19 protein-coding genes are annotated in these 23,517 nt (G+C 71.8%); 11 read left to right on the top strand and 8 right to left on the bottom strand.

Annotation, left to right across the window (positions count from 1 at the left end; genetic code table 11):
* Window positions 1–8: 8 nt before the first annotated feature.
* Window positions 9–1,325, top strand: a complete 1,317-nt coding sequence (locus tag ACFWBY_RS08050; protein WP_385342580.1) for a M28 family metallopeptidase — start codon at window positions 9–11, stop codon at window positions 1,323–1,325.
* 91 nt (window positions 1,326–1,416) lie between these two features.
* On the opposite strand, the gene ACFWBY_RS08045 is transcribed toward ACFWBY_RS08050, so the two are convergent.
* The 4 genes from ACFWBY_RS08045 to ACFWBY_RS08030 all read right to left on the bottom strand — a co-directional run bounded on the left by ACFWBY_RS08045 (window position 1,417) and on the right by ACFWBY_RS08030 (window position 4,607).
* On the bottom strand, window positions 1,417–1,833 hold the full coding sequence (locus ACFWBY_RS08045) for a hypothetical protein (RefSeq protein WP_385342582.1): 417 nt from the start codon (window positions 1,831–1,833) through the stop codon (window positions 1,417–1,419).
* Window positions 1,830–2,033, bottom strand: a complete 204-nt coding sequence (locus tag ACFWBY_RS08040; protein ID WP_239516343.1) for a ribbon-helix-helix domain-containing protein — start codon at window positions 2,031–2,033, stop codon at window positions 1,830–1,832. The genes ACFWBY_RS08045 and ACFWBY_RS08040 overlap by 4 nt, the downstream gene beginning before the upstream one ends.
* 98 nt (window positions 2,034–2,131) lie before the next feature.
* A complete protein-coding gene (locus tag ACFWBY_RS08035; RefSeq protein WP_385342585.1) occupies window positions 2,132–3,343 on the bottom strand; it encodes an outer membrane lipoprotein carrier protein LolA in 1,212 nt (403 codons plus the stop codon).
* Window positions 3,344–3,596: 253 nt separating this feature from the next.
* Window positions 3,597–4,607: a polyprenyl synthetase family protein gene (locus ACFWBY_RS08030; protein WP_385342587.1), complete on the bottom strand. Its 1,011-nt coding sequence runs from the start codon at window positions 4,605–4,607 to the stop codon at window positions 3,597–3,599.
* 202 nt (window positions 4,608–4,809) lie between these two features.
* On the opposite strand from ACFWBY_RS08030, the gene ACFWBY_RS08025 reads away from it, so the two are divergent.
* Together ACFWBY_RS08025 and ACFWBY_RS08020 are read left to right on the top strand one after the other, a co-directional pair.
* Window positions 4,810–6,315: a peptide MFS transporter gene (locus tag ACFWBY_RS08025; protein WP_385342588.1), complete on the top strand. Its 1,506-nt coding sequence runs from the start codon at window positions 4,810–4,812 to the stop codon at window positions 6,313–6,315.
* A 33-nt stretch (window positions 6,316–6,348) separates the two neighbouring features.
* A complete protein-coding gene (locus ACFWBY_RS08020; protein ID WP_385342590.1) occupies window positions 6,349–8,370 on the top strand; it encodes a CocE/NonD family hydrolase in 2,022 nt (673 codons plus the stop codon).
* A 56-nt stretch (window positions 8,371–8,426) separates the two neighbouring features.
* Here the strand turns inward: ACFWBY_RS08020 and ACFWBY_RS08015 are convergent, their stop codons facing one another.
* Window positions 8,427–9,233, bottom strand: a complete 807-nt coding sequence (locus ACFWBY_RS08015; RefSeq protein WP_385342592.1) for a Cof-type HAD-IIB family hydrolase — start codon at window positions 9,231–9,233, stop codon at window positions 8,427–8,429.
* Between the two features lie 141 nt (window positions 9,234–9,374).
* Between ACFWBY_RS08015 and fahA the strand changes: the two genes are divergently transcribed.
* The 8 genes from fahA (at window position 9,375) to ACFWBY_RS07975 (ending at window position 18,216) form a co-directional block, all read left to right on the top strand.
* On the top strand, window positions 9,375–10,598 hold the full coding sequence (fahA, locus tag ACFWBY_RS08010; RefSeq protein ID WP_385342594.1) for a fumarylacetoacetase: 1,224 nt from the start codon (window positions 9,375–9,377) through the stop codon (window positions 10,596–10,598).
* A gap of 150 nt (window positions 10,599–10,748) precedes the next feature.
* Entirely contained in the window at window positions 10,749–11,519 is a 771-nt protein-coding gene (locus ACFWBY_RS08005) for a GntR family transcriptional regulator (RefSeq protein WP_385342596.1), read from the top strand.
* Window positions 11,520–11,583: 64 nt separating this feature from the next.
* Window positions 11,584–11,811, top strand: a complete 228-nt coding sequence (locus ACFWBY_RS08000; protein WP_030710222.1) for a ferredoxin family protein — start codon at window positions 11,584–11,586, stop codon at window positions 11,809–11,811.
* A gap of 14 nt (window positions 11,812–11,825) precedes the next feature.
* A complete protein-coding gene (locus ACFWBY_RS07995; protein ID WP_385342598.1) occupies window positions 11,826–13,175 on the top strand; it encodes an ABC transporter substrate-binding protein in 1,350 nt (449 codons plus the stop codon).
* Entirely contained in the window at window positions 13,172–13,999 is an 828-nt protein-coding gene (locus tag ACFWBY_RS07990) for an ABC transporter permease (protein ID WP_385342600.1), read from the top strand. The genes ACFWBY_RS07995 and ACFWBY_RS07990 overlap by 4 nt, the downstream gene beginning before the upstream one ends.
* A gap of 29 nt (window positions 14,000–14,028) precedes the next feature.
* Window positions 14,029–14,784 (top strand): ABC transporter ATP-binding protein, encoded by a 756-nt coding sequence (locus tag ACFWBY_RS07985; RefSeq protein WP_385342602.1) that lies wholly within the window; start codon window positions 14,029–14,031, stop codon window positions 14,782–14,784.
* An 11-nt stretch (window positions 14,785–14,795) separates the two neighbouring features.
* Window positions 14,796–17,465 (top strand): fumarate reductase/succinate dehydrogenase flavoprotein subunit, encoded by a 2,670-nt coding sequence (locus tag ACFWBY_RS07980; RefSeq protein ID WP_385409636.1) that lies wholly within the window; start codon window positions 14,796–14,798, stop codon window positions 17,463–17,465.
* A 154-nt stretch (window positions 17,466–17,619) separates the two neighbouring features.
* Window positions 17,620–18,216: a hypothetical protein gene (locus ACFWBY_RS07975; protein WP_385341338.1), complete on the top strand. Its 597-nt coding sequence runs from the start codon at window positions 17,620–17,622 to the stop codon at window positions 18,214–18,216.
* A gap of 100 nt (window positions 18,217–18,316) precedes the next feature.
* Here the strand turns inward: ACFWBY_RS07975 and nuoN are convergent, their stop codons facing one another.
* Genes nuoN through nuoL form a run of 3 tightly spaced genes read right to left on the bottom strand, consistent with a single transcriptional unit; the run spans window position 18,317 to window position 23,515 of the window.
* Window positions 18,317–19,936, bottom strand: coding sequence for an NADH-quinone oxidoreductase subunit NuoN (gene nuoN, locus ACFWBY_RS07970; RefSeq protein ID WP_385341407.1), 1,620 nt, complete (start codon window positions 19,934–19,936; stop codon window positions 18,317–18,319).
* Window positions 19,937–19,971: 35 nt separating this feature from the next.
* Window positions 19,972–21,573, bottom strand: coding sequence for an NADH-quinone oxidoreductase subunit M (locus ACFWBY_RS07965; protein WP_385341340.1), 1,602 nt, complete (start codon window positions 21,571–21,573; stop codon window positions 19,972–19,974).
* Between the two features lies 1 nt (window position 21,574).
* On the bottom strand, window positions 21,575–23,515 hold the full coding sequence (gene nuoL, locus ACFWBY_RS07960; protein ID WP_385341342.1) for an NADH-quinone oxidoreductase subunit L: 1,941 nt from the start codon (window positions 23,513–23,515) through the stop codon (window positions 21,575–21,577).
* Between the last annotated feature and the right edge of the window lie 2 nt (window positions 23,516–23,517).

The raw sequence follows: 23,517 nt of genomic DNA, 5'->3' as shown, positions 1-23,517 counted from the left end.
GCCCCCACATGAGCCTGTCCGTTTCCCGGCGCCTGGCCGCCGTGACCGCCCTCGCGGTCGCCGGCCTCTTCGCCGCCACCGCCCCCGCCGCGCTCGCCTCGCCGACCACGGTCGACGCGGCGCCGACGCCGCCCGACATCCCGGTCGCCAACGTCAAGGCGCACCTGACGCAGCTGCAGTCCATAGCCACCGCCAACGGCGGCAACCGCGCGCACGGCAGGGCCGGCTACAAGGCCTCGATCGACTACGTGAAGGCCAAGCTGGACGCGGCCGGCTTCACGACCACCCTGCAGACCTTCACCTCCAGCGGCGCGACCGGCTACAACCTGATCGCCGACTGGCCGGGCGGCGACCCGAACTCGGTCCTGATGTCCGGATCGCACCTGGACTCGGTGACCGCGGGCCCCGGCATCAACGACAACGGTTCCGGCTCGGCCGCCATCCTGGAGACGGCGCTCGCCGTCTCCCGCGCCCAGCTGCAGCCGACCAAGCACCTGCGCTTCGGCTGGTGGGGCGCGGAAGAGCTGGGCATGATCGGCTCGAAGTACTACGTGAACAACCTGCCGGCCGCCGAGAAGTCGAAGATCTCCGGCTACCTGAACTTCGACATGATCGGCTCGCCGAACCCGGGCTACTTCGTCTACGACGACGACCCGACGATCGAGCAGACCTTCAAGAACTACTACGCGGGCATCGGCGTCTCCACCGAGATCGAGACCGAGGGCGACGGCCGCTCCGACCACGCGCCGTTCAAGAACGCGGGCATCCCCGTCGGCGGGCTGTTCTCCGGCGCCGACTACACCAAGACGGCGGCCCAGGCGCAGAAGTGGGGCGGCACCTCCGGTCAGGCCTTCGACCGCTGCTACCACTCCTCCTGCGACACCACGGCGAACATCAACGACACCGCCCTGGACCGCAACTCCGACGCCATCGCCTACGCGATCTGGAACCTGGGGGCGGCCACGCCGGTCCCGCCGGGGCCGTCCTTCGAGAACACCGCGGACGTGAACATCCCGGACTCCCCGGCGGCCGCGGTGAACTCGCCGATCACGGTCTCGGGCGTCACGGGCAACGCCCCGGCCACCACCAAGGTCGACGTGAACATCGTCCACACCTACATCGGTGACCTGGTGGTCGACCTCGTCGCTCCCGACGGCACCCTGTACAACCTGCACAACCGCACCGGCGGCAGCGCGGACAACATCGTCAAGTCCGTCACGGTCAACGCCTCCTCCGAGGTCGCCAACGGCGTGTGGAAGCTCCAGGTCAAGGACGTGGCCGCGCAGGACGTCGGCTACATCAACAGCTGGAAGATCACCTTCTGATCCGGCAGGCCCCCGGGGCTCCGGCGAGATCCGGACCGGATCGCGCCGGAGCCCCCGGCCGTTACCGGATCGCGCCGGAGCCCGGGCCGTACTACGCGTCCTGCGCGCCGCCCCGCAGCGAGGCCGGCAGGGTCTCCTGGATCCGGGCGCGCAGCTCCTCCGCGACCGCCTCGACATCGGCGCGCCCCAGCTTCGCGGCCTCCACCAGATCGCCGAGCTCCTCCGGCGACGGCAGCTGCCTGGCCCCGGCGACGCGCAGGTACGAGCGGGTCGCGGCGGCGGCGTAGAACTCGTTCATCGGCGATTCCAGCGCCGGGCACACCGCGAGCGTGTGCAGGAACGCGGCGGCCCGCCACGCGGTGTCCGGGGCGGGCTGCTCGGGCACCAGCACGAGGTCGTTCTGGTGCCGGGCCACGGCGGCGGCCACGCCGGAGGGGTCCCACACGGCGGGATCGGACGGGAGGTGGTGGGCCAGAGCGGTCCAGGCCCACTCCATGGTGATCTTCAATGCCCGAACCGCTCCTGGAAGTAGCCCCAGTGGTCGGCGAACTCCTCGATCCCCGACAGGAAGTTCTTCCGGTCTTCGTCGAGCTCGCGTTCCGTGACTTCGGTGATCAGCGCGGTGACCGTCGTCCCCAGCGCCGCCGCGCGTGCCTTGAGGCGTTCGTGGAACTCTTCTTCCAGGCGGATGGTGACGTGTCTCGACATGCTTTTCACGGTACAGCGGGCTTGCTGTACACAGGGCCGGAACGAGGCAAGGGTGGGCGGGGACACAGTGTCCCCGCCCACCCCCGCACGTCGTGCGACTACTTGTTCGCGTCGGCGGCCTTGACGAGCGCGTCCTTGGTGACGGCACCGACGTAGACCTTGCCGTCGTCCGTGATCAGCGCGTTGACCACGCGGGTCTTGAAGATCCGGCCCTCGCCGAACTTCCCGGAGACCTTGTCCCCGAGGGCGTCGAGGAACTGCCCGGCCTCCTTGGGAGCCTTCTCGCCCTTCGTCGCGCCCTCCAGGTCCTTCAGGGCGGTGGCCGAGCCGGTCTCGATCCGGGCGATCGACGTCCAGCCCTCGCCGAGCACCTTCATGTCGCCCTTGTCGGCCCCGCCGGTGAGGCCGCCGAGGCCCGGGATGGACTCCAGGGCGCCCAGGCCCCCGTTCTTGTCGCCCTTGCCGTGGTCGCGGCCGCCCTCGTTCACCTTGGCGTCCTTGGGCGGGGTGAAGGCGAAGGTGTCGGCGGCCGGCTTGGCGAAGTCCACCTTGGTGAAGCCGGCGTCCACGATCGGCTTGCCGCCGTCGGTGGACAGGAGCTGCACGCGCAGCGGCACGCCGTTCTTGGCGTCCACCGCGATCTTCACCGAGGCGACCGTGGAACCGGACGCCTTCGGCTTCAGGACCAGCTGGTACGCGTCGCGCCCGGCCACCTGGGCCGTGTCGCCGACGCTGACGTCCGTGGTCGGTCCGGCGGCCTTCAGGAGCTCCTGGGCGATCTCCTGCGGAGTGGCGGCGAGCCGGTCGCCGGTCCCCCGCTCCGCGCTCTTGCCGCCCTTGTCCTCGCCGGCCGGAGCCTTCTCGTGGAAGGCCTCCTTGGACTTGGAGTCGTATCCCCAGACTTCGTCGCCGTTGTGGACGAGGCTGTACTCGTCCTTGCCGTCGACGAAGGTGAGCCTCTGCCGGTCCGGGCCGTCGGCGGCCACCCGGAAGGTGTGGGTGCCGCTCGCCAGCTGCGCGAGCTTGTCCTCGGGGTCGGCGGAGCCTCCCGTGACCCCGCCGCCGCCGAGCAGGCCGGATGCCAGCGACGGCAGGCCGAGGTCCGTGCTGATCTTGGCGCTGCCGGACAGCTGCTGTACGTCCGAGGCGGCGATCTTCTCGATGAGCTGCTGGGCCGTCACCTGCGGCAGGTCCGGCCCGCCGGAGTTCGCGAAGGCCGGGACCATCGCGATCGTGCCGGCGACCACACCGAACACCGCGACCGGTACGGCGTACCGAGCGGCCTTGCGCGTCCTTGAGTTCGTTGCCATGTCTGTCTGCCCTGCCTCTGTGTGTACGGCGGCGACCTACCCGTCTTGCGTGTACACGTCCACCCCGCGCCGCCACTCTCACCCGATCTGGTGGGGATGTGCCTCTATCTGACCAAAGCCGAGGGGGTGGGGGCGTCAGCCCCCGGAGCCAACTGCGCGTACGCCCCAGGGATGACAAGGGGCGGGCCCGCCTCCCCCTACCCGTAGGGGACGGCGGGCCCGTGCCCCTGTCTTCGGCGAGAACCGCGCCGCGTCAGCCCGCGCGGTGGACCACCGCGTCGCACAGCTCCACCAGCGCCGACTTCGCGAAGCATTCCGGCAGCGGGGCCAGCGTGGCCCGCGCCTCCTCCGCGTAGCGGACGGTGTCCCGGCGCGCCTGCTCCAGGGCGGGGTGGGCCCGCAGCCGCGTCAGCGCCTCGGCGTGGCGGACGTCGTCCGTCAGATCGCCGTCCAGGAGGCGTACGAGGTCCAGGTCGTCCGGGTTGCCGCCCTGGGCGGCCATCTCGCGCAGCCGCAGCACGGGCAGTGTCGGGATGCCCTCGCGCAGGTCGGTGCCCGGGGTCTTGCCGGACTCGTGCGCGTCGGAGGCGATGTCGAGGACGTCGTCGGCGAGCTGGAAGGCGGTGCCGAGCCGCTCGCCGTACTGGGTCAGGATGTCGACGACGGACTCGTCGGCTCCGGACATCAGCGCGCCGAAGCGGCCCGAGACCGCGATCAGCGAACCGGTCTTGCCCGCGATGACGTCGAGGTAGTGCTCGACGGGGTCGCGGCCGTCGCGCGGGCCGGCCGTCTCCAGGATCTGGCCGGTCACCAGCCGCTCGAAGGCCTCGGCCTGGATGCGTACGGCCTCGGGTCCGAGGTCGGCCAGGATGTGCGAGGCGCGGGCGAACAGGAAGTCACCCGTCAAGACGGCCACGGAGTTGCCCCAGCGGGCGTTCGCACTGTCCACGCCTCGGCGTACGTCCGCCTCGTCCATGACGTCGTCGTGGTAGAGCGTCGCCAGGTGGGTGAGCTCCACGACGACGGCGGAGGGCACGATCCCGGGCGCGTAGGGATCGCCGAAACGGGAGGCGAGCATCACCAGGAGCGGCCGGAACCGCTTGCCTCCGGCGCGCACCAGATGCTGCGCTGCCTCGGTGATGAAGGGGACTTCGCTCTTGGTGGCTTCCAGCAGACCCGCCTCGACGGCGGCCAGTCCGGCCTGGACATCGGTCTCAAGAGCCTGGTCCCGCACGCTCAGTCCGAACGGCCCGACGACGGTCACGAGGGGTACTCCTGTCTGCTGACGATCACGTTGACGATCACATGGATTGTCGATGTGTCGCTGCCATCACTCAAGCCAGCGTATCGGTTCCCTTTTCGATCACCCAGGGCGGCTGTCCGGTCACCACTCGAGCAGTGCCCGATCCGCACCGGTATGTTCTTGAGGAGCCGAAACAACCGGAGAATACGTTTTGTCCAGAACTGTGACCGATAGAGACGAACCCTCGGACCCCGAGTCGGACCAGCCGCCGCCCGCCGACGACCACGCCTTCTTCGGACACCCCCGGGGCCTCGCCACGCTGTCCGGGCTGGAGGTCTGGGAGCGCTTCTCGTTCCTCGGCATGCAGGCCATCCTCGTCCTCTACTTCGCGGACTCGGTGGCCAACGGCGGTCTGGGGATGAACCCGGGCACCGCAGCCTCGGTCTCAGCGGCCTACGGGACCATGGTCTACCTCGTCTCCGTCGCCGGCGGCTGGCTCGCCGACCGGATCCTCGGTTCGTACCGCGCCGTGCTGTGGGGCGGAATCCTGATCGCCTGCGGCCACTACGCCATGGCCGTGCCCACGGCCGCCATGACCTGGGTGGGCCTCGGCCTGATCAGCGCAGGCACCGGCCTGCTCAAGCCGAACGTGGCCAGCATGGTCGGCAAGCTCTACACCACGGCCGACCAGCGGCGCGACGCCGGCTTCGCCCTCTATTACATGGCCATCAACATCGGCGCCTTCGCCGGCCCGCTGATCACCGCGTGGCTCGGTGAGCACAACGGCTGGCACTGGGGCTTCTCGGCCGCCGCCATCGGCATGACCGCGGGCCTGATCCAGTACGTCGCGGGGCGCCGCCACCTGGCCGGACGGAAGCATTCCGCCGAGTTCGCGCTCCCGCCCGAGGCGATGCGCTCCGCAGTGACGAAGATCATCGGCGGAATTCTGGCCTTCGCCGCGCTCGCCACCCTTCTGGCGGTACAGGGCTGGCTGACGATGGACCGGTTCGTGGACCTGCTCACCCTGGCCTCGGTGATCGCGCCGGTCGTCTACTTCGCGGTCATGTTCCGCAGCTCCAGGGTGACGGACGAGGAGCGGGGGCGCCTGCGCCCGTACGTGGTGCTCTTCCTGGCCTCGGTCGCCTTCAACTTCATCCTCTTCCAGGCGTACTCGACGATGATGCTGCTCGCCTCGACGAACGCCCGCACCGAGATCCTCGGCTTCGCCTTCCCGGCCGGCTGGTACGCCTCCGCGCTCGGCGCCTTCGAGGTGCTCCTGGCCCCGGTCGTCGCCGCGCTGTGGGTCCGGATGGGCAGCCGCCAGCCGCACGCCTCCAACAAGATCGCCATCGGGGTGATCCTCGGCGGCCTGTCGTTCCTGCTGATGGTCATCCCCACCTCGGGGCACAGCGGGGACGCCTACGAGATGGCCGCCTGGTGGATCATCGGCTCGTACCTGCTGCTCGGGCTCGGCGACATCCTGCTGGAGACCTCCGGCATGTCGGCCACCACGAAGCTCGCCCCCAAGGCGTTCGGCAGCCAGACCATGGCGCTGTGGTTCCTCTCGCTGGCGATGGCCAACGGCATCCAGGCCCAGGTCGTCAAGGTCTACGGCGAGGTCTCCAACCCCGTCTACTTCGGCGTCAACGGTGCCATCGCCGTCGCGGCGGGCCTGGCCGTGATCGCGCTCGCGCCGTGGCTCAAGCGCACGATGCACCCCGTCCACTGACCGTCCGCCGAGGTGATTGGTGGTCAACCCCCGATGATCATCCGTACCGATTTCCCCTACGAGACCACCCGCGAGGACGTCCGGATCCCGGTGCCCGCAGGCACCTCGGGCCCGGCCACCGAGCTGTACGCGCGCGTCTGGCGTCCGGTGACGGACGAGCCCGTCCCGGCACTGCTGGAGTACATCCCGTACCGGCTGACCGACTGGACGGCGCCGCGCGACTGGCAGCGCCACCCCTGGTACGCGGGCCACGGCTACGCCTCCGTACGGGTCGACGTGCGCGGCCACGGCTGCAGCGGCGGCGAACCGGGCGACGAGTACGACGCCCGGGAACTCGCCGACGGCGTCGCGGTGGTGGAGTGGCTGGCCGCCCAGCCCTGGTGCACGGGATCCGTGGGCATGTTCGGGATCTCCTGGGGCGGCTTCAACAGCCTGCAGATCGCGGCGCTCGCCCCGGAGCCGCTCAAGGCGGTCGTCACCGTCTGCTCCACGGACGACCGCTTCGACAACGACGTGCACTACATGGGCGGCTCGCTGCTCGCCGTCGACATGCACGCCTGGGCGGCGACCATGCTGGCGTTCTCCTCCCGTCCGCCGGACCCGCTCTACGCGGGCGAGGGCTGGCGCGAGCAGTGGCTCTCGCGCCTCGGCGCGGTCGAACCCCTCGTCCACACCTGGCTCTCCCACCAGACCCGCGACGCGTACTGGCGCCACGGCTCCGTGTGCGAGGACTACGGGGCGATCCGTGCGGCGGTGCTCGCCGTGGGCGGCTGGCACGACCCGTACCGGGACACCGTGCTGCGGCTGGTCTCCGCCCTGCCCGCCGACCGGGTGCGCGGGCTGATCGGCCCCTGGTCTCACCAGTACCCCGACCGGGGGCTGCCCCCGGGGCCCGCGATCGGCTTCCTCCAGGAGACCCTGCGCTGGTGGGACCACTGGCTCAAGGGCGCCGACAACGGCGTGATGGGCGAGCCGGCGCTGCGGTCGTGGATCTCCGAGTCCCACCCGCCCGCGACGACCTACGAGACCCTGCCGGGCCGGTGGGTCGGTGACCCGTCCTGGCCCTCCCCCCACGTCGACCCGGTCACGTACGCCTTCCAGGGAGCCCCGGTGATCGTGGCGTCCCCGCAGCACACGGGCATGGACGCGGGCCGCTTCTTCCCCTTCGGCAACGACGCCGACCTGCCGCCCGACCAGCGGGAGGAGGACGCGAAGTCGGCGTGCTTCGAGTTCCCGGTGGCCGGGGGCTCCGGGCCGGTGGAGATCCTGGGCCGGCCGGTCGTGAGGCTGCGCCTGCGGATGGACGTGCCGTACGGGCAGGTCGTCGCACGGCTGTGCGACGTGGCTCCCGACGGGTCCTCCACGCTGGTCACGCGGGGGGTGCTGAACCTGTCCGCGCGGCAGGGGCGGGACAAGGCGGTGCCGTGGCCCGTCGGCTCGTACGAGGACGTGCACTTCGAACTGAACGGCATCGGGCACTCCTTCCCGCCCGGGCACCGGATCCGCCTCGCCCTCTCGTCCGCCTACTGGCCGTGGATCTGGCCGCGGGCCGGCTCGGAGCGGGGCTGGACCGTGGACCCGGCGGGCAGCGCCGTGGAGCTCCCGGTCCGCGATCCGTCCGCCGGCGGGGAGCCGGTCCTCTTCGAGGCCCCCGAGCAGGCGCAGCCGCTGGGCGTCGCCTTCCCGGCCACGCTGGACGCGCCCCGGCCGGAACGGCTCGTCGTACGGGACGTCGCGCGGGGCGTGTGGCGGCTGGAGGTCGACCCGCGGTACGGCGGGACGCGGGTGTATCCGGACGGGCTGGAGTTCAGCGAGGACGCGCTGGAGGTGTACGAGATCCAGGAGGCGGACCCGCTGTCGGCCCGCACCCACTCGACGTGGACGGTGCGGCTGCACCGGCCGGAGCTGGGGTGGGACGTGTCGGTGGAGACGCGGTCGGAGATCTCGTGTGACGAGGGGGGCTTCTCGACGTCGAACGAGGTGGTCTGCCGGGAAGGGGACGAGGTGGTGTTCCACCGCACGTGGGAGCGGCGGCTCCCCCGTGCGGCGGTCTGACGTGCCGGGGCCCCGCCCCCGGCGGGGCCCCAACGGACCTTCCGGTCAGAGACGGCCTAGGCGAAGAGGCGTTCCAGGACCACCGCGATCCCGTCCGACTCGTTCGAGAGGGTGACCTCGTCGGCCACGGCCATCAGTTCGCGGTGGGCGTCGGCCATCGCGACCCCGTACGCCGACCACGCGAACATCGGGATGTCGTTCGGCATGTCGCCGAAGGCGATCGTCGACGACGCGGTGACGTCCAGGAGTTCGGCCGCCACCGCCAGGCCGCTCGCCTTGTCGATGCCCGGCGGCTGCAGTTCGACCGTGTGCTCCCCGGCCATCGTCACGTTGACCAGGTCGCCGACCACCGCCCGTGCCACCTCCGTCAGTTCGTCGTCGGACAGCCTCGGGTGCTGGAGCAGCACCTTGTTGATCGGGGCGGCCCACAGCCCGGCCCGCGAGGCCACCCGCACCGTCGGCAGGTGCGGATGCCACATCCGGTAGCCCGGCCCTATCAGCATCTCCGCGTCGAGGCCCTCCTGGTTGACCGCCGCGAAGACCTCGCCGACCTCCGCTTCGATCTTCCCGAGGGCGACTTCGGCCAGCTCCCGGTCCATGGCCACCGAGTGCAGCAGCAGCCCGGCCGCCGCGTCGTAGACCTGCGCTCCCTGCCCGCACACCGCGAGGCCGTTGTAGCCGAGGCCGTCCAGGACGTGGCGGACCTGCGGGACGGGGCGGCCTGTCACGATGATGTGCCGGGCGCCGGCCGCGCGGGCGGCCCGGAGCGCCGATCGGGAGCGGGCCGAGACGGTGTCTCCGGCGCGCAGCAGAGTCCCGTCCAGGTCAGTGGCGATCAAGGCATAGGGGAGGGCGGAAGTCACGCGCTCAAGGATACGGACCCGTGCGGACAAGTCCTACAAATAGTGCCCGAATCCGGCCTCCCGCACGCCCCACCAGCCCCGTAACGTGTCAACCAGCCCCCGGGACACCCCCGGACCGCGTCGAAAGTGAGGCAGCACCCCATGCCCCAGCAGAGCCCCCTCGATGTTCCCGAGGGCGACCCGTTCGGGCCGCACAACCTCCCCTACGGCGTGTTCTCCACCGCCGGGGAGGACCGGCGCAGGATCGGCGTCCGCATCGGCGGACACGTGCTCGACGCCGGGGCGGCCGCCGCCGCGCTCGGGTCCCCGTACACCGGACTGCTCGGACAGTCCACGCTCAACCCCCTGCTCGCCGCGGGCCGCACGGCCTGGCGCGACGTGCGCCGCGCGCTGACCGCCTGGGTCACCGACCCCGGCCACCGCCCCGCCGTCGAGCCGCACCTGCTGCCGCTGGACGAGGTTGTGCTGCACCTCCCCTACGAGGTCGCCGACTACGTCGACTTCTACGCGAGCGAGCACCACGCCACCAACGTGGGGAAGATCTTCCGCCCGGACGGGGACGCCCTGACCCCCAACTGGAAGCACCTGCCCATCGGGTACCACGGCCGGTCGGGAACGATCGTCGTCTCGGGCACGGACGTCGTACGGCCCTCGGGCCAGCGCAAGGCGCCCACCGACCCGGCGCCCGTCTTCGGGCCGTCCGTCAAGCTCGACATCGAGGCCGAGGTCGGCTTCGTCGTCGGCACCCCCTCCGAGATGGGCCGCCCGGTGGCCCTGGGCGACTTCGAGGACCACGTCTTCGGCCTGTTCCTGCTCAACGACTGGTCCGCGCGCGACATCCAGGCCTGGGAGTACGTGCCGCTCGGCCCCTTCCTCGGCAAGTCCTTCGCCACCTCCGTCTCCGCCTGGGTCACCCCGCTGGAGGCCCTGGACGGCGCCCGGGTCGCCCCGCCCGCCCGCGACTTCCCGCTCCTGCCCTACCTCGACGACGCCGCCGCCGACCGCCCCGGCGGCTTCGACCTGCACATCAGCGTCTCCATCAACGGGCAGGAGGTGGCCCGCCCGCCCTTCGCGTCGATGTACTGGACCGCCGCCCAGCAGCTCGCCCACATGACCGTCAACGGCGCCTCCCTGCGCACCGGCGACGTGTACGGCTCGGGCACCGTCAGCGGACCGGACGCCGACCAGCGCGGCTCGCTGCTGGAGCTCACCTGGAACGGCCGCGACGCCATCGAACTCGCCGACGGCAAGCGCACCTTCCTCGAGGACGGGGACACCGTGACCCTCACCGCCTGGGCGCCGGGCACCGACGGCACCCGCGTGGGTCTCGGCGAGGTCGTCGGCCGGATCGTGGGAACCCGGTAGTCCACGCCTCGGGACGACCGATGACGGCGGGGTGGCGGATCTTGTCCGCACCCCGCCGTTCTCGCAGGTCACGGAGGTACGCCGCCGCGCGCGGGTGGCGCAACACTGCGGCAACACCACCGGCCCGGCCCCCTCGGTATGTTCCCTGCCATGCCAGCCGAACGCACCCGCGAACACACCGTCCCGGTCGCCGCCGCGCGCCGGCGACGGCTGCGCGCGGACCAGGCACGGCAGCTCGCCGACCTGCTGCGCCACCAGATCCTGGCGGGCGGCTACCCCAGCGGCGTCCTCCCCCTGGAGGACGCCCTCGCCGCCGACTACGGCGCCGGCCGCAACACCGTCCGCCAGGCCCTCGACCTGCTGCGCGGCGAACAGCTCGTCGAACGACGGCCGGGCGTGGGCACCGTCATCGTCTGCGCCAAGTACCGGCATGGGCTCGACCGGCTCCAGGGCCTGGCCGAGACCCTCCACGGACACGGCCGGGTCACCAATGAGGTCCGCACCGTCGGCCCCGTCCGCGCCCCCGCCCCCGTCGCCGGCCGGCTGCGGCTCCCCGAGCACGCCGAGGTGCTCTACATCGAGCGGCTGCGGCTGCTCGACGGGCTGCCGCTCTCGCTCGACCTCACGTACGTCCCCCTGGACGTCGGCGAGGGCCTGCTCGGCTGCGATCTGGAGAACACCGACGTCTTCCGGCTGCTGGAGTCCCTGACCGGGCAGCCGCTGGGCCACGCCGAGATCACCCTGGAGGCCGTCAACGCCGACGCGCACTCCGCCGCCGTCCTGCAGGCCCCGCGCGGGGCCGCCGTCCTGATGCTGGAACGCCTCACCCACCTGGGCGACGGCCGGCCAGTGGACCTGGAGTTCATCCGCTTCCGCGGCGACCGGATCACCATGAGCGGCCTGCTCCACCGCGCCGCGTAGATCCCCGCCCCCGCCTCCGTCCCGCACCCTCCCGGTCCTCCCGACCCCTTTCCTGGAGACAGCCATGCCTCTGGTCCCCCAGCGCGGCGACGTGCCCGTGACCATCGACGAGTCCCTGTGCATCGACGGCTGCACCCTCTGCGTCGACATGTGTCCGCTCGACTCGCTCGCGATCCGCGAGGACAACGGCAAGGCCTACATGCACGTGGACGAGTGCTGGTACTGCGGCCCGTGCGCCGCCCGCTGTCCCACCGGCGCGGTGACCGTCAACATGCCCTACCTGCTGCGGTGAAAGGCCCACTCGCCATGCGTACGAGAGCTCTCGCGCCCGCCCTCCTCCTGCTCCTGCCCCTGGCCGCCGCGTGCGGCGGCGCCTCGGGAGCGGACGGCGGCCCCAAGACCGTGACCGTGACCGTCGGTTACCAGTCCAAGACCATCAACACCGTCACCGCCGGCACGCTCCTGCGCTCCCTCGGCTACTTCGAGGAAGAACTCGCCGCGCGCGGCGGGAAGGACGGCGTCACCTACAAGGTCGAATGGCAGGACTACGCCACGGGCGCCCCGATCACCGCCCAGATGGCGGCCGGGAAGATCGACATCGGCTCGATGGGCGACTTCCCGCTGCTGATCAACGCGGCGCGCGGCAAGGAACTGGGGCAGCCCACCCACCTCGTCTCCGTCACCGGATACAACCTGCGCGGCGGTCTCAACACCGTGGTCACCGCGCCCGGTTCGAAGCTGGAGTCCCTCGCCGACCTGCGCGGAAAGAAGGTGTCGACCTCGGTCGGCTCGGCGGCCGACGGGACCCTGGTACGGGCCCTGCGGCGCGCCGGGATCGACCCCTCGACGGGCATCGAGAAGCTCAACCAGCAGCCCAGCGTGGGCGCGTCCGCACTCCAGGCGGGCAGCGTCGACGCCCTGTCGCAGTTCGTCGCCTGGCCGGGCCAACTGGCCTACGAGGGGCGGGCGAAGGCCCTGTACGACGGCGCCGAACTGGACCTGCCGACCTTCCACGGGGTCACGGTCCGTGAGAAGTTCGCCCGCGACCGGGTGGGTTCGGGCGTGCTGGACGACTTCCTGCGGGCCCAGCTGAAGGCGACCGAGTACCTGCGCACGCAGCCGGTCGCGGCCGCCGAGTCGGTGGCGAAGGAGACCGGCCTGCCGGCTGAGGTCGTCTACCTCTACAACGGCGCGAACGGCATCGCGACCTTCGATCCGGCGCTGCGCCCCGAGCTGCTTGCGGCGCTGAAGGAGGACGTCCCCGTACTCGAGGAGGCGAAGCTCGTGGGTCCCGTGGACGTGGACGCATTCGTCGACCCGGCGCCGCTCGCCCGCGCCACCGCGGGCACCCAGCCCTATCCGGCGGCCGCCCCGGCGCGTCCGGAGCTGTGGCTGAAGGGGCAGCCGGCCACCCGCGCCTTCGACTCACCCGCCGCCCTCCTCAAGGCCCTCAAGGGCGCGGACGTGCGGGCGGCGTACGTCCCGGACGCGGTGACGGGCACCCTCTGGTTCGCGGACAAGGCGGTCTGGGTGGCGGAGGGCTCCGAGCTGCGCGCGTTCGTCACCCCGTCGGGCGCCACGTCGTACGTCGCCCGCCACCAGGGGTCCGGGGCGCGGATCGTGAGCTTCGCCGAAGCCGGGGGCATCGCGTCATGACGGCCGGCCGCCGCCTCCTGAGGGTGGCTTCGCTCGGCGCGGCCCTGCTCGGGTGGCAACTCCTGACGTCGCTCGACGTCAACCTGTGGCTGCGCTTCGAGCAGTTCCCGACCGTGGTCGAGGTGGCGTCGACCTTCGCGGACCGGGTGACGATCGGCCCGTACTGGCAGGATCTCGGCTCCAGCCTGCGGCGCATCGTGACGGGCTTCGCGCTGGCGGCCGTACTGGGGGTGGCGGCGGGCACGGCGATCGCCCGCTCCCGGCTCGCGGCGGACCTGCTGGGCCCCCTCTTCGAAGTACTGCGCCCCGTCCCGGCGATCGCGCTCGTCCCCGTCGCCATCCTGCTCTTCCCCTCCAACGAGCAGGGGATCGTCTTCATCACCTGCTCGGCGGCCTTCTTCCCGGTGCTGGTGTCGACCCGGCACGCGGTGTCCGCGCTGTCCCCCGTGTGGGAGGAGGCCGTCCTGACGATGGGCGGCGGCCGCCCCCGCGTCCTGCTGTCGGTGGTCCTCCCGGGTGCGCTGCCGGGCATCTTCGGCGGGCTCTCCGTGGGCATCGGGGTGTCGTGGATCTGTGTGATCTCCGCCGAGATGATCTCCGGCGAGTACGGGGTCGGCTACCGCACCTGGCAGGACTACACGGTCGTGGACTACCCCGGCGTCTTCGTCGGCATGGCCACGATCGGCGCGCTGGGCTGGCTCACGTCCACAGCGGTGGAACGCACGGGCAGCCGCCTCACCCACTGGCTCCCCACCCGCAGCCCCCGCCGGACATCCACTCCAGCCCCCTCCGCGCCGGCCGAATCCAGCCCCGCCGGCGTTTGAGGCCCACCGCAGCGACCACAGGAGGGACCATGTCCGCACCCACGGCCACGGCCACCACGACCCCCGCCCGGCCCCCCGGCGCGACCCTCCGGCTGACCGGCACCCGCCTCGGTCACCACCCCGCCTCCACCCCCGTCCTCGACGGTCTCCACCTGAGCGTCGGCGCGGGCGAAGTCCTCACCGTCGTCGGCCCCTCCGGCTGCGGAAAGTCGACCCTGCTCCGCACCCTCGCCGGTCTGCTGCCCCCGCTCGCCGGCACCGTCGAGCAGGACGGCCGCCCCGTCACCCGCCCCGACGCCGACCGGGCCCTGGTCTTCCAGGACGACGCCCTCCTGCCCTGGCGCACCGTCCGCGCCAACGTCGAGCTGCCCCTCGCCATCCGCGGGACCCCCCGCGCCGAGCGCCGCCGCACCGCCGGGGACTGGCTCGCCCGCGTAGGGCTGGCCGATCACGCCCACAAACACCCGCACCAGCTCAGCGGCGGCCAGCGCCAGCGCGTGCAGCTCGCCCGCGCCCTCGCGTCCGCGCCCCGCGCCGTCCTCATGGACGAGCCCTTCGGCGCGCTCGACGCCCAGACCCGCTCCGAGATGCAGGACCTGCTCGTCACCGTCCTCGCCGGGACCGGCGCGACCGTCGTCTTCGTCACCCACGACGTGGACGAGGCCCTCTTCCTGGGCGACCGCGTCGCGCTCCTCGCCACCGGCGAGGTGATCGACGTACCCCACCCCCGCTCTCGCACCGCCGACCGCTCCGCCCTGCGCGGACGCGTCATCGACTCCCTCTGAAAGGCCGCCCCATGGACATCCCCGCGATCGCCGACGCCGAGGAACTGGCCTGCGACGTCCTCGTCATCGGGGGCGGCACCGCCGGCACGATGGCGGCGCTGACCGCCGCCGAGCGCGGTGCGCGGGTCCTGCTCCTGGAGAAGGCGCACGTACGCCATTCCGGGGCCCTCGCCATGGGCATGGACGGGGTCAACAACGCCGTCGTTCCGGGCCGGGCCGAGCCCGACGACTACGTCGCCGAGATCACCCGCGCCAACGACGGCATCGTCGACCAGTCCACGGTCCGCCAGACGGCGACCCGCGGTTTCGCGATGGTGCGGCGCCTGGAGTCGTACGGGGTGAAGTTCGAGAAGGACGAGCACGGCGAGTACGCGGTGCGCCAGGTCCACCGTTCGGGCTCGTACGTACTGCCCATGCCCGAGGGCAAGGACGTCAAGAAGGTCCTCTACCGGCAGCTGCGCCGCCGCGAGATGCGCGAGCTGATCCGGATCGAGAACCGGGTGATGCCGGTCCGCGTCCTGACGTCCCCCGAGGACGGCCGGGCGATCGGCGCGGCCGCCTTCAACACCCGCACCGGTGCCTTCGTGACCGTCCGCGCCGGAGCCGTCGTCCTCGCGACCGGCCCCTGTGGGCGCCTCGGACTGCCCGCCTCCGGGTACCTCTACGGGACGTACGAGAACCCCACCAACGCGGGCGACGGCTACGCGATGGCCTACCACGCGGGCGCCGCGCTCACCGGCATCGAGTGCTTCCAGATCAACCCGTTGATCAAGGACTACAACGGCCCGGCGTGCGCGTACGTCGCGAACCCCTTCGGCGGCTACCAGGTCAACCGGCACGGCGAGCGCTTCGTGGACTCCGACTACTGGTCGGGGCAGATGATGTCCGAGTTCGCCGCCGAACTCGCCTCCGACCGGGGCCCGGTGTACCTCAAGCTCAGCCACCTCCCCGAGGAGTCCGTCTCCGCCCTCGAATCGATCCTGCACACCACCGAACGGCCGACGCGCGGCACCTTCCACGCGAACCGGGGCCACGACTACCGCACCCACGACATCGAGATGCACATCTCGGAGATCGGGCTGTGCGGCGGCCACTCGGCCTCCGGCGTGCGGGTCGACGACCACGCCCGCACCACCGTTCCCCGACTGTACGCGGCCGGCGACCTGGCCTCCGTACCGCACAACTACATGATCGGCGCCTTCGTCTTCGGCGACCTGGCGGGCGAGGACGCCTCGCGGTACCGGCCGTACGAGGGCGACCTGCCGTCCGAGCAGCTCGCCGCCGCCCACGAGCTGATCTACCGGCCACTGCGCCATCCCGCCGGCCCGCCGCAGCCGCAGGTCGAGTACAAGCTGCGGCGCTTCGTGAACGACTACGTGGCCCCGCCCAAGACGGGCGCGAAGCTGTCGCTCGCCGTGGAGGCCTTCACCCGCATGGAGACCGAGATCTCGGAGATGGGCGGGCACACCCCCCACGAGCTGATGCGCTGCGCGGAGGTCTCCTTCATCCGGGACTGCGCGGAGATGGCGGCGCGCGCCTCCCTCGCCCGGACGGAGTCCCGCTGGGGGCTGTACCACGAGCGCCTCGACCACCCGGAGCGCGATGACGCGGGCTGGCTGCACCACCTGGACCTGCGCAAATCCGATTCCGGGGCGATGGAGTTCACGGCGCGGCCGGTGGACCCGTACCTGGTGCCCGTCCCCGAGTTCACCCCGACGGGTGGTCCGAGCGTCCCCCTGGGCGAGGTCGAGCTGGTGGGCGTGGCCCTGGCGGGCGGGGGCCGGGCGCCGGCGTCCGCGGCCGGACGGAGCACCGGATCGGCGCCGGGATCGCCCCGGATCCTGGAACTGCTCTCGCTCGCCGAGGAGGCCCCGGCCCTCGACGCGCTGCGGCCCTACCTCGAAGACCCCGACCCGGCCGTCCGCGCCACCGCGGTCGCGGTGATCGGCGAAACCGTCCCGGCGGGGGCGGGTCCCGCCATCGGGGCGCGCCTGGGCGACCGCGACCCGGCCGTCCGCGCGGCCGCGGCGGCCTCGCTGCGCGAGCTGCTGGAGGTCCTCGCGCCCGAACCGGAACTGGGCGCGGCCCTGCGGGCGGGGCTCGCGGTGGCGGACGCGGCGGTGCGATCGGCGGCGCTCGAAGCCCTGCGGGTCCTGCGGCTCGGGGACCGCGACCTGTACGCGCGGGCCCTGCGCGACGGGGACGTGGACGTCCGGATCCAGGCGGTCCGGGCGCTGCTGTCGGTGGACGCGGCGGCTCCGCTGGCGGCGGCCTCGGCGGACGGCTCCCGGGAGGTCCGGGTGGCGGTCGCCAAGGCCCTGGGCACCCTTCGGGCCGCCGCGCCGCTCGCTCCGCTCCTCACCGACGCCGACCCGCTGGTCCGGGCCGCGGCCCTGACCGCCGCCGCCTCCACGGGCGGCCACTCGGCGGCGGCGGTGGCCGCGCTGGCCGATCCGGCGTGGCAGGTCCGCGCGGGGGCGGCGGCCGCGCTGGCCGCGGCCGGGGCGGGCGCCGCCGTGCCGGCGCTGTCGCGTGCCCTGGCCGACCCGAACGCGGACGTTCGCAAGGCGGCGGTCCTGTCCCTGCGGTCCCACCGCCCGGACCCGGCGGCCGCCGCGGCCCTGACCACGGCCACGTCCGACCCGGACGCGGACGTCCGCGCGTACGCCTCCCGTCCCTAGTCCTGGGGCCGCGGGCCGCGGGCCGCGGGCCCGCCCGGAACCACCCGTCCGGCCCGAACCGGTCGCGCCGGGACCCCGTTCGGAGGCGCGCCGCGTGCAACCCCGCCACCGCGCCGGGATGGTGAACGAAAGCCCCCGAACGGCAGGAGCCCATATGTCCCTCCGCACCCGCAAGGCCTTCCTGACCTGCGCGGCCGCCGTGTCGGTCGGCCTGGCCACCGTCGCACCCGCCCACGGGGTCGACGGGCCCGCGCCCGACCCGACCGACCGGCAGGCCATGAACGACATGGCGACGGCGATCCGGGTGACGGCCAAGTACGCGGACGAGCGGGCGGCCCTGAAGGACGGGTACGTCCTGAAGGGCCAGTGCATGAACAACCCGTTCGGGGCGGGCGCCATGGGCTTCCACTACGTGAAGGAGGCCTACTGGGGTTCGAAGGACCCGAGCAGGCCGACCGCGCTCCTGTACAGCGCGTCGAAGGACAGGAGCGGCCGCCGCAAGCTGCAGGCCGTGGAATGGATGTCCACCGACCGCGACCAGGACCTGAAGACCACCGACGACCGGCCGAGCATGTTCGGGCTGCCGTTCGACGGGCCCATGCCCGGCCACTGGGCCGGCATGCCCAAGCACTACGACCTCCACCTGTGGGCTTACGAGAAGAACCCGGCGGGCCGCTTCCACAATTGGAACCCCGCCCTGACCTGCCCCGTGTCCGCCACCCCGGCTCCCGCCCCGCACGCCCATCCGTGAGAGCGGCCTCCCGGGACTCCCCGGCGCGACGCTGAACCCCGCACGGCACGGGGCCCGGCCCCCCGAAGGGAGCCGGGCCCCGACGCGTACGGGAATCCCGTCAGCGCACGAACGTGCTCGCCTGTCCCGCCAGTTCCAGGAAGTACTGCGGGGCCACACCCAGGACCAGGGTGACCGCGACGCCCACCGCGATCGTCGTCATCGTCAGTGGGGAGGGGACGGCCACGGTCGGGCCGTCCGCCTTCGGCTCGCTGAAGAACATCAGGACGATCACCCGGATGTAGAAGAACGCGGCGATCGCGGACGAGATGACACCGACCACGACCAGCGCTCCCGCGCCGCCTTCCGCCGCCGCCTTGAACACGGCGAACTTGCCCGCGAAGCCCGATGTCAGCGGGATGCCGGCGAAGGCGAGCAGGAAGACCGCGAAGACCGCCGCCGTCAGCGGTGAACGGCGGCCCAGCCCGGCCCACTTGGACAGGTGCGTCGCCTCGCCGCCCGCGTCGCGGACGAGGGTGACGACCGCGAACGCGCCGATCGTCACGAAGGAGTACGCGCCCAGGTAGAAGAGGACGGCCTGGACGCCCTGCGCCGACGTGGCGATGACACCGGCCAGGATGAAGCCGGCGTGCGCGATGGAGGAGTAGGCGAGGAGCCGCTTGACGTCGGTCTGGGTCACGGCGATCACCGCGCCCGCGAGCATCGTGACGATCGCGATGCCCCACATCACCGGCCGCCAGTCCCAGCGCAGGCCCGGCAGGACCACGTAGAGCAGGCGGAGCAGGGCGCCGAAGGCGGCGACCTTGGTCGCCGCCGCCATGAACCCGGTGACGGGGGTCGGGGCGCCCTGGTAGACGTCCGGGGTCCACATGTGGAAGGGGACCGCGCCGACCTTGAAGAGCAGGCCCGCCAGGATGAGCGCGCCGCCGATCAGCAGCAGCGCGTCGTTGCCCATGGTGTCGGCGAGCGCCGGATCGACGTTCGCCACGGTGCCGTCGACGACCTCCGCGATGACCGCGTACGAGACGGAGCCCGCGTAGCCGTACAGGAGCGCGATGCCGAAGAGGAGGAAGGCGGAGGAGAACGCGCCGAGCAGGAAGTACTTGACGGCGGCCTCCTGCGACATCAGCCGCTGGCGGCGGGCGACGGCGCAGAGCAGGTACAGCGGGAGGGAGAAGACCTCCAGGGCCACGAACAGCGTCAGCAGGTCGTTGGCCGCGGGGAAGATCAGCATCCCGGCGATCGCGAAGAGGGCGAGCGGGAAGACCTCGGTGGTGGTGAAGCCCGCCTTGACGGCTTCCTTCTCGCTCTCGCTGCCCGGTACGGACGCCGCCTGCGCGGCGAACGAGTCCACCCGGTTGCCGTGGGCGGCCGGGTCCAGGCGCCGCTCGGCGAAGGTGAAGACCGCGACGATCGAGGCCAGCAGGATGGTGCCCTGCAGGAAGAGCGCCGGGCCGTCGACGGCCACGGCTCCCATGGCCGCGATGTGCGCCTTGGTGCTGCCGTACCCGCCGGCGGCGAGCCCGACGACCGCCGCGAAGGCCGAGGCCAGCGCGGCGACCGCCAGGAACACCTGGGCGTAGTAACGGGCCTTGCGCGGTACGAAGGCCTCGACGAGGACTCCGACGACCGCCGCTCCCAGCACGATGAGCGTGGGCGAGAGCTGGGCGTACTCGATGTGCGGCGCCGGGATTTTGTCGATCGGCGCCGCCGCCGCCAGTGTCGGCAGCAGGTTCTGGGCAGCAGTCACGGTGCTCACTTCGCCGCCTCCCCGTTCTTGGCGTGCTCGGCCTCGACGGCGACGTCGGGCTTCGGATCCGTCTGCTTCACGTCCGACATGGTGTACTCCACCGCCGGGTTGACGATCTCGGTCAGCGGCTTCGGGTAGACGCCCAGCCCGATCAGCAGGACGATCAGCGGGGCGACGACCAGGACCTCCCGCAGGTCCAGGTCCCGCAGGGTGCGGACCTCCTCCTTCAGCGGGCCCGTCATGGTGCGCTGGTAGAGGACCAGCGTGTAGAGGGCGGCCAGCACGATGCCGAGGGTCGCGACGATGCCCGCGACCGGGTACCGGGCGAAGGTGCCGACCAGGACCAGGAACTCGCTGACGAACGGTGCGAGGCCCGGTAGCGACAGCGTGGCGAGGCCGCCGATCAGGAACGTGCCGGCCAGGACCGGGGCCACCTTCTGCACGCCGCCGAAGTCGGCGATGAGCCGCGAGCCGCGCCGCGAGATCAGGAAGCCGGCGACCAGCATGAGCGCCGCCGTGGAGAGCCCGTGGTTGACCATGTACAGCGTCGCGCCCGACTGGCCCTGGGAGGTCATCGCGAAGATGCCCAGGACGATGAAGCCGAAGTGCGAGATCGAGGCGTAGGCGACCAGCCGCTTGATGTCCCGCTGCCCGACCGCGACCAGCGCGCCGTAGACGATGCTGATCAGGGCCAGGACGATGATCACCGGTGTGGCCCACTTGCTGGCCTCGGGGAAGAGGCCGAGGCAGAAGCGGAGCATCGCGAAGGTGCCGACCTTGTCGACGACCGCGGTGATCAGGACGGCGACCGGCGCGGTGGCCTCTCCCATCGCGTTCGGCAGCCAGGTGTGCAGCGGCCACAGCGGGGCCTTCACCGCGAAGGCGAAGAAGAAGCCGAGGAAGAGCATCCGCTCGGTGTTGGTCGCCATGTCGAGCGTGCCCGCGGCGCGGGCGGCGGTGATCTCCTGGAGCGAGAAGTTCCCGGCGACGACGTACAGCCCGATGACGGCGGCCAGCATGATGAGGCCGCCGACCAGGTTGTAGAGGAGGAACTTGACCGCCGCGTACGAGCGCTGCGCGGCCGCGTTCTCATCGGACCCGGAGTGCGCCCGGTCCCCGAAGCCGCCGATGAGGAAGTACATCGGGATGAGCATGGCTTCGAAGAAGATGTAGAAGAGGAAGACGTCGGTGGCCTCGAAGGAGATGACCACCATCGCCTCGACCAGCAGGATCAGGGCGAAGAAGCCCTGGGTCGGCCGCCAGCGGGACGAGTGCGTCTCCAGGGGGTCGGCGTCGTGCCAGCCGGCGCCGATGACGAAGGGGATCAGCAGCGCGGTGAGCGCGATGAGCGCCACCCCGATGCCGTCGACGCCCAGTTCGTAGCGGACCCCGAAGTCGGGGATCCAGGCGTGGGACTCGGTGAGCTGGTAGCGGTCGCCACCGGGCTCGAAGCGGACGGCGACGAGCACGGCCAGGGCCAGGGTCGCCAGCGAGAAGAACAGGGCGAGCCATTTGGCCGCGGTCCGGCGGGAAGCCGGGACGGCCGCCGTCAGGATCGCGCCGACCGCGGGGACCGCGGCCGTCACCGTCAGAAGCGGGAAACTCATCTCACACCGCCCTCATCAGCAGGGTCGCGGCGATCAGGATCGCGGCGCCCCCGAACATCGAGACCGCGTAGCTGCGGGCGTAGCCGTTCTGCAGCTTGCGCAGCCGGCCCGAGAGGCCGCCGACTCCGGCGGCCGTCCCGTTGACCACTCCGTCGACCAGGCTGTGGTCGACGTAGACGAGGGAGCGGGTCAGGTGCTCCCCGCCGCGCACGAGGACGACGTGGTTGAAGTCGTCCTGGTACAGGTCCCGTCGGGCCGCCCGGGTCAGGAGCGCGCCGCGCGGGGCGGTGACCGGGACGGGCCTGCGGCCGTACATCGCCCAGGCCATGGCGACGCCGACGACCAGGGCCACCATGGTGGCCAGGGTCACCGTCAGGGCGCTGACCGGCGGGTGGCCGTGCTCGTACCCGGTGACGGGCTCCAGCCACTTCACGAACCGGTCGCCGATCGCGAAGTACCCTCCGGCGAAGACCGACCCGAACGCCAGGATGATCATCGGGATGGTCATCGACTTCGGGGATTCGTGCGGGTGGGGGAGCTCTCCGGGGTGCGCGTCGGCGCCGGGCTCGACACCGGGGGCCGTGGCCGGGTCCGGGGCGGGCTGCCAGCGCTTCTCGCCGAAGAAGGTGAGGAGCATGACGCGGGTCATGTAGAACGCCGTGATCGCGGCGCCCAGCAGGGTCACTGCGCCGAGGATCCAGCCTTCCGTGCCGCCCTTCGCGAAGGCCGCCTCGATGATGCGGTCCTTGGAGAAGAAGCCCGACAGGCCCGGGAAGCCGATGATGGCGAGGTAGCCGAGGCCGAAGGTGACGAAGGTGACCGGCATGTACCTGCGCAGGCCGCCGTACTTGCGCATGTCCACCTCGTCGTTCATCCCGTGCATCACGGAACCGGCGCCGAGGAAGAGGCCCGCCTTGAAGAAGCCGTGCGTCACCAGGTGCATGATCGCGAAGACGTAGCCGATCGGCCCGAGGCCGGCGGCCAGGATCATGTATCCGATCTGCGACATCGTGGAGCCCGCCAGGGCCTTCTTGATGTCGTCCTTCGCGCAACCGACGATCGCACCGAAGAGGAGCGTGACCGCGCCGACCACGACGACCGCGGTCTGCGCGTCCGGAGCCCCGTTGAAGATGGCGCCCGAGCGGACGATCAGGTACACGCCGGCGGTCACCATCGTCGCCGCGTGGATGAGGGCCGAGACCGGGGTCGGGCCCTCCATCGCGTCGCCGAGCCAGGACTGCAGCGGGACCTGGGCCGACTTGCCGCAGGCCGCGAGCAGCAGCATCAGGGCGATCGCGGTCAGTTTGCCCTCGCCCGCCTCGGACACCGAGCCCAGCACGGGCCCGAAGGCGAAGGTGCCGAAGGTGGTGAACATCAGCATGATGGCGATCGAAAGGCCCATGTCGCCGACCCGGTTGACCAGGAAGGCCTTCTTCGCGGCGGTGGCCGCGCTGGGCTTGTGCTGCCAGAAGCCGATGAGGAGGTACGAGGCGAGGCCCACGCCCTCCCAGCCGACGTACAGCAGGAGGTAGTTGTCGGCGATGACCAGGAGCAGCATCGCGGCGAGGAAGAGGTTGAGGTATCCGAAGAAGCGGCGGCGGCGCTCGTCGTGCTCCATGTACCCGATCGAGTACACGTGGATGAGCGTGCCCACCCCTGTGATGAGCAGGACGAAGGTCATCGACAGCTGGTCGAGCTGGAAGCCGACGTCGGCCTGGAAGCTTTCGACCGAGATCCAGCTGAACAGCCGCTGGTTCATGGTGCGGTCCTCGGCCCCGCGGCCGAGCATGTCGGCGAAGAGGGCCACGCCGATCCCGAAGGAGACGGCGGCGAGCAGGGTGCCGAGCCAGTGGCCGGCCTTGTCGAGGCGGCGGCCGCCGCAGAGCAGCACCGCCGCTCCGAGCAGGGGCGCTGCTACCAGCAGCGCGATCATGTTCTCCACAG

Source organism: Streptomyces sp. NPDC060049 (genome assembly GCF_042736715.1).
GTDB lineage: Bacteria > Actinomycetota > Actinomycetes > Streptomycetales > Streptomycetaceae > Streptomyces.
This window is presented reverse-complemented; position numbering and strand designations above follow the sequence as displayed.

Bases quoted from the DNA above. Each gene is read 5' to 3' on its own strand.
- ACFWBY_RS08050 (WP_385342580.1), top strand. From the start codon at position 9: ATGAGCCTGTCCGTTTCCCGGCGCCTGGCCGCCGTGACCGCCCTCGCG.
- ACFWBY_RS08040 (WP_239516343.1), bottom strand. From the start codon at position 2,033: ATGTCGAGACACGTCACCATCCGCCTGGAAGAAGAGTTCCACGAACGC.
- ACFWBY_RS08035 (WP_385342585.1), bottom strand. From the start codon at position 3,343: ATGGCAACGAACTCAAGGACGCGCAAGGCCGCTCGGTACGCCGTACCG.
- ACFWBY_RS08020 (WP_385342590.1), top strand. From the start codon at position 6,349: ATGATCATCCGTACCGATTTCCCCTACGAGACCACCCGCGAGGACGTC.
- fahA (WP_385342594.1), top strand. From the start codon at position 9,375: ATGCCCCAGCAGAGCCCCCTCGATGTTCCCGAGGGCGACCCGTTCGGG.
- ACFWBY_RS08005 (WP_385342596.1), top strand. From the start codon at position 10,749: ATGCCAGCCGAACGCACCCGCGAACACACCGTCCCGGTCGCCGCCGCG.
- ACFWBY_RS08000 (WP_030710222.1), top strand. From the start codon at position 11,584: ATGCCTCTGGTCCCCCAGCGCGGCGACGTGCCCGTGACCATCGACGAG.
- ACFWBY_RS07995 (WP_385342598.1), top strand. From the start codon at position 11,826: ATGCGTACGAGAGCTCTCGCGCCCGCCCTCCTCCTGCTCCTGCCCCTG.
- ACFWBY_RS07990 (WP_385342600.1), top strand. From the start codon at position 13,172: ATGACGGCCGGCCGCCGCCTCCTGAGGGTGGCTTCGCTCGGCGCGGCC.
- ACFWBY_RS07985 (WP_385342602.1), top strand. From the start codon at position 14,029: ATGTCCGCACCCACGGCCACGGCCACCACGACCCCCGCCCGGCCCCCC.
- ACFWBY_RS07980 (WP_385409636.1), top strand. From the start codon at position 14,796: ATGGACATCCCCGCGATCGCCGACGCCGAGGAACTGGCCTGCGACGTC.
- ACFWBY_RS07975 (WP_385341338.1), top strand. From the start codon at position 17,620: ATGTCCCTCCGCACCCGCAAGGCCTTCCTGACCTGCGCGGCCGCCGTG.
- ACFWBY_RS07965 (WP_385341340.1), bottom strand. From the start codon at position 21,573: ATGAGTTTCCCGCTTCTGACGGTGACGGCCGCGGTCCCCGCGGTCGGC.